The organism is Aestuariivirga sp. (assembly GCF_037139295.1).
In the GTDB taxonomy this organism is placed as follows: Bacteria; Pseudomonadota; Alphaproteobacteria; order Rhizobiales; family Aestuariivirgaceae; genus Aestuariivirga.
Genome location: NZ_JBAXGR010000168.1, coordinates 1 through 4,624, shown reverse-complemented (window position 1 = coordinate 4,624; position 4,624 = coordinate 1). Strand labels below are relative to the sequence as shown.

Sequence of the window (4,624 nt, the reverse complement as noted above, 5' to 3'; positions counted from 1 at the left end):
CGATCCAGTAGCGCTGGCGCTGGAACGGGTAGCCGGGCAGCGCGATCCTGGCGCGGGCCTCGCCCGCGAACAGGCCTGCGAAGTCAAGGTGCGAGCCCGCCGCATAGACCGCGCCCACGGCGTGCGCGAAGCTCGCGGAACCATCCTCCCCGCGCGTCAGGCTCGCAACCAGCCGCGGGGCTGTGCCGTCCGGCCAGCACAGCCCTGCCATCGCCGTCAGAACCCCATGCGGTCCCACTTCCAGCAGGCAATCCACCCCAAGTTCCGCGAGGCTCTTAACCCCTTGCGCAAACGCCACCGCAGACCGCGCATGCTTGCGCCAGTAGGCCCCGTCCAGCCGCTCTTGCGAACCGACAGCCTCACCCGTCACGTTCGAGATCAGCACCGTCCCGGCCGGATGCACCAAAAGCCCGTCGCCAACCCGCTCAAGCTCACCCAGCATCGGATCCATTAAATGCGAATGGAACGCGTGGCTGATGCGCAGCCGCTCGCAGCGCACCCCTTCCGCCGTCAGTTCCTCCGCCAGCGCCAGTACGGGACCAACAGGACCCGACACCACACGGTGACTGCCATTCTCCGCCGCGAGCGACACATCAGGGTAATCCCGCATCGCACCAGCAACCCGCTCCACCGGCGCAAACACCGCCAGCATCGCACCAGCCTCCGGGCCATCCACGGGCAGCGTCCCCATCAGCGACCCCCGCGCCAGCGCCAGTCGCAAGCCATCCTCCAGCGACAGCACCCCCGCCGCATGCGCTGCCGCCATCTCGCCGACCGAGTGCCCCATCACCGCAACTGGCTTCACCCCAAGGCTCGCCCACAACGCCACAAGCCCAGCCTGTAGCGCATAAAGACCGGGCTGCGTCCACTGTGTGTCGTCCAGCGAGCCCGTAGCACCCGCGCGGGCAAACATCACATCCAGAAGCGAAGCCCCGCGCACCGCGCGCACCACCGCCTCGCAGCGCTCCAGCACCGCCCGAAACACCGGCTCACTCTCATAAAGATCATGGCCCATGCCAGCCCACTGGCTGCCCTGCCCCGTAAACAGAAAGCCGATCCGCGCCGCACCCGCAGACGGATTGCGCACCCCCGTCACAACACCCGCAACCCCGCCGGCAGCGCACGCCGCCTCATCCGCAGCAGAAAGCGCCGCAAGCCTTACGGCAAGCGCATCAACCCCAGAAAACGCAATCGCCGCGCGGTGGCTGAAGTGGCTCCGCCCAACCCCCGCCGTGAAGGCCGCATCCGCCAGCAACGCTGCGATGTCCTCCCCGTTCTCCGCCCGCCGCGCCGCAAGCCATTGCTCCCAACGCCCGCCAAGCGCCACAAGCGCCCCAGGCGTCTTGCCCGACAGCACCAAGACCCGCACCGCGCGCGACCCCACCGCAGCAGTCTCCGCACCCTCGCCCAGCGCCACGCCTTCAGGCCAGGACACCGGAACCAGCCGATGCGGCGCCGGCGTCAGACGCGCCTCGTCCCCAGATCCAGGACGCGGCCCGTAGCTCTCCAGCACCACATGCGCATTGGTGCCCGAGAAGCCAAACGACGATACACCGATCCGCCACGGGCGCCCAAGGCCAGCCGGCAACGGCGTCGCCTCGGACGTCACCTTCACCGGAAGGCCAGACCAGTCAATCCGAGGGCTCGGCGTCACAAAGTTCAGATGTTTCGGAATAACCCCATGCTGCAGAGACAAAACCGCCTTGATCAGGCCCGCAATCCCCGCCGCAGCCTCAAGGTGACCGATGTTCGTCTTCACCGAACCAATCAGAAGCGGATGCGACGCGTCACGCCCAACCCCATACGCCGCCGCCGCCGCTCGCACCTCGATCGGGTCGCCAAGCGCCGTCCCCGTGCCATGCGCCTCGAGATAATCAACCTCATGCGGCAGAACGCCCGCACGCTCCAGCGCTTCCCCGATCACACGCTGCTGCGCAGGGCCGTTCGGAACCGTCAGCCCCGCGCTCGCTCCGTCCTGGTTCACCGCAGACCCACGGATCACCGCAAGTATCCGGTCACCATCACGCTCCGCATCCGAAAGCCGCTTCAGAACCACAATCCCGCAGCCCTCGCCGCGAACATACCCATCCGCCGACGCATCAAACGTCTTGCAAAGACCATCCGGCGACAGCATGCGTGCGCGGCTCGTGGCGAGCATGCCGATGACGCTGAGCACTGTATTCACACCGCCCGCCAGCGCAAGATCGACCTTTCCAAGCCTGAGTCCGTCACATGCCTGATCGACAGCCACCAATGATGACGAGCAGGCCGTATCGATCGCGACGGCCGGACCTTCAAGCCCCAGCACGTAGGCAATGCGCCCCGCCGTGACACTCAGCGATGTACCGGTGGCGGAATAGGCATCGATCTCGTCAGGATCGCCGTTGCGGTTCAGGGAACTGTATTCGTTGGGCCCGACACCCACATAAACGCCCGCGCGCGTACCGCGCAGCAAGCTAGCTGGCATGTTCGCGTTCTCTATCGCGTTCCAACTCGCCTCCAAAAGGAGACGCTGCTGCGGATCCATGCTGACGGCTTCACGCGGGCTGATTCCGAAGAACGCTGGATCAAACTCGGCGACACCCGATGTCAGGCCTGCACGGCGCGTGTAGATCTTGCCCGGCACCTCAGGATCGGGATCGTAGTAGGCCTCCAGATCCCAGCGGTCCTTCGGCACTTCGCGGACCGCATCCTCGCCGTCCAGAAGCAGACGCCAATAAGCCTGTAAGTCGTCAGCGCCAGGAAACCTACACGAGAGGCCGATAATCGCCACGCGGTCATTCCCGGAAGACAAAACCGGCGGCGACAGAGGCGATCGAGAGCTGGCCGCGCTGTCCTCTTGAGTATCGAGCCTGAGGTAATCCTGGATAGAGTCAGCGAGCTTGTTCAGCGAGGGGTAATCGAAGGCCAGCGTATTGGGAAGCCGGGCAGATAATCCAAATATCTTGGTAAGGCGGTTGCGGAACTCGACGGCCGTCAGGCTATCCATGCCGAGGTCGAAAAAGCCTGTCGTCGGATCGGGCGGTGAGGCGAGGCCAAGTACCACCTGCAACTCGCCCTGAAGGAAGTTTATGAGCAGGCTCTGACGCGCTTCCGCTGATGCCACCTTGAGACGGCGCAGCAGGTCGCTGTTCACGGACGCCCCCGGCGAGACGATCAGGCCGCTGAGCAGTTGTGAGCGATGGTCGCCCATCACCCCGCTCAGTCGTGCAAAGTCGGCATCCACCACAATGCCGCCTGAAGCGCCCGAGCGCAGCAGGCGTTCGAGCGCCCTAAGGGCATCTTGCGCGTTCAGCAGTCGCCAGCCCTCACGAGCTAGATAGGCGTGGGCGCGTGGGTCATCGGCCATGCCGCCCGACCAGGGGCCCCAGAAAACGTTTGTTGCCACCAGTCCCTGCGAGCGCCGAAGGGCCGCCAGCCCGTCAAGAAACGCGTTGGCCGCGCTATAGCCGCTCACACCGGGCGAACCGACGATCGCGGACGCCGACCCGTAGAGCACGAACAGATCGAGATCGAGCCCGCGCGTTGCCTCATGCAGGTTCCAGGCTCCCAGTGCCTTCGGTTTCCACACTTTGGTAAGACGGTCCGGCGTCTGCTCGCTCAGCACTCCGATATCGTGCACCCCCGCCGCATGCACCACACCGGCAAGCCGGGGCCAGCCCCCCTCGGTCGCGCCAAATCTCGCAACAAGTGCCGCAACGGCTGATGCATTCGACACGTCCAGGCTTTCGGTCACGAAACGGCAGCCCGTCGCCGCCTCAAGCCCCTGCAACCGTTCCGATACCGCCGCATCCGGCGCCCGTCGGCTCACCAGAACAACATGACGCGCGCCCTGCTCCGCCAGCCAGGACGCCGCCTCAAGACCAAGCGCACCCAGACCGCCCGTAATCAAGTAGCTCGCGTCAGCCCCATGCTTCACGATCAAGCCTTCGTGATCGCTCTCCGGCATAGGCCGGAAGTTCTGAAGGCGTGGCGTCATGATCCGCGAGCCACGCAGTGCAAGCTGCGGCTCGGCAGCTGAACCCCCCAGAAGCCGAGCAACGCCATCCATTTCGGTGCCGGATACATCCAACAGCCGAAGGCCAAGATCAGGCGCCTCATTCTGCAGGCTGCGCACCAGGCCCCAAACAGCCGATGCGACTGGATCGCATGGTTCACCCACGTCCGCAGCGACCGCGCCCTGCGTGACAATCGACACGCCAAGAGGAAGCCGCATACTCCGCGCCTGGGCAGTCTGGATGAGTAGGAATGTCTCAACCAGGGCCAGAGGCGGCTCGGCGGCAGCGCTGCCGGAGACTTGGGGAACCACCCAGACCAGCCCCGCCAGATCCTCCGGGGTGCGGGGCTGCGAATCTGCCCCGCCATCGGAAAGCCAGCGGCCGGGCTGGTCCGTTTCGCACGTCTCGACCGAGTAACCGGCCCGGCGCAAGGATTCAGCCAGATCGTCTTTCAAAGCGTCAGCGCGCGTCGCGAGCAAGAGGATCTTGCCGAGGCCCACCACTTGGCCAGCACCTGATCCGGTTGCGGCATCGGGTGCAACAGCCGACCAAATGACCTCAAAGCAAAACTCGTCCGCAGCGTCACGCTGGGCCTGGTCATCGTCGCGCAGAGCCCGCGGCTTCTT

General features: G+C 65.5%; 1 protein-coding gene. It reads right to left on the bottom strand.

The window, feature by feature from the left end; translation table 11 throughout:
• A partial coding sequence (locus WCJ41_RS20175) for an SDR family NAD(P)-dependent oxidoreductase (protein WP_336907633.1) occupies positions 1 to 4,624 on the bottom strand: 4,624 nt, incomplete at both ends.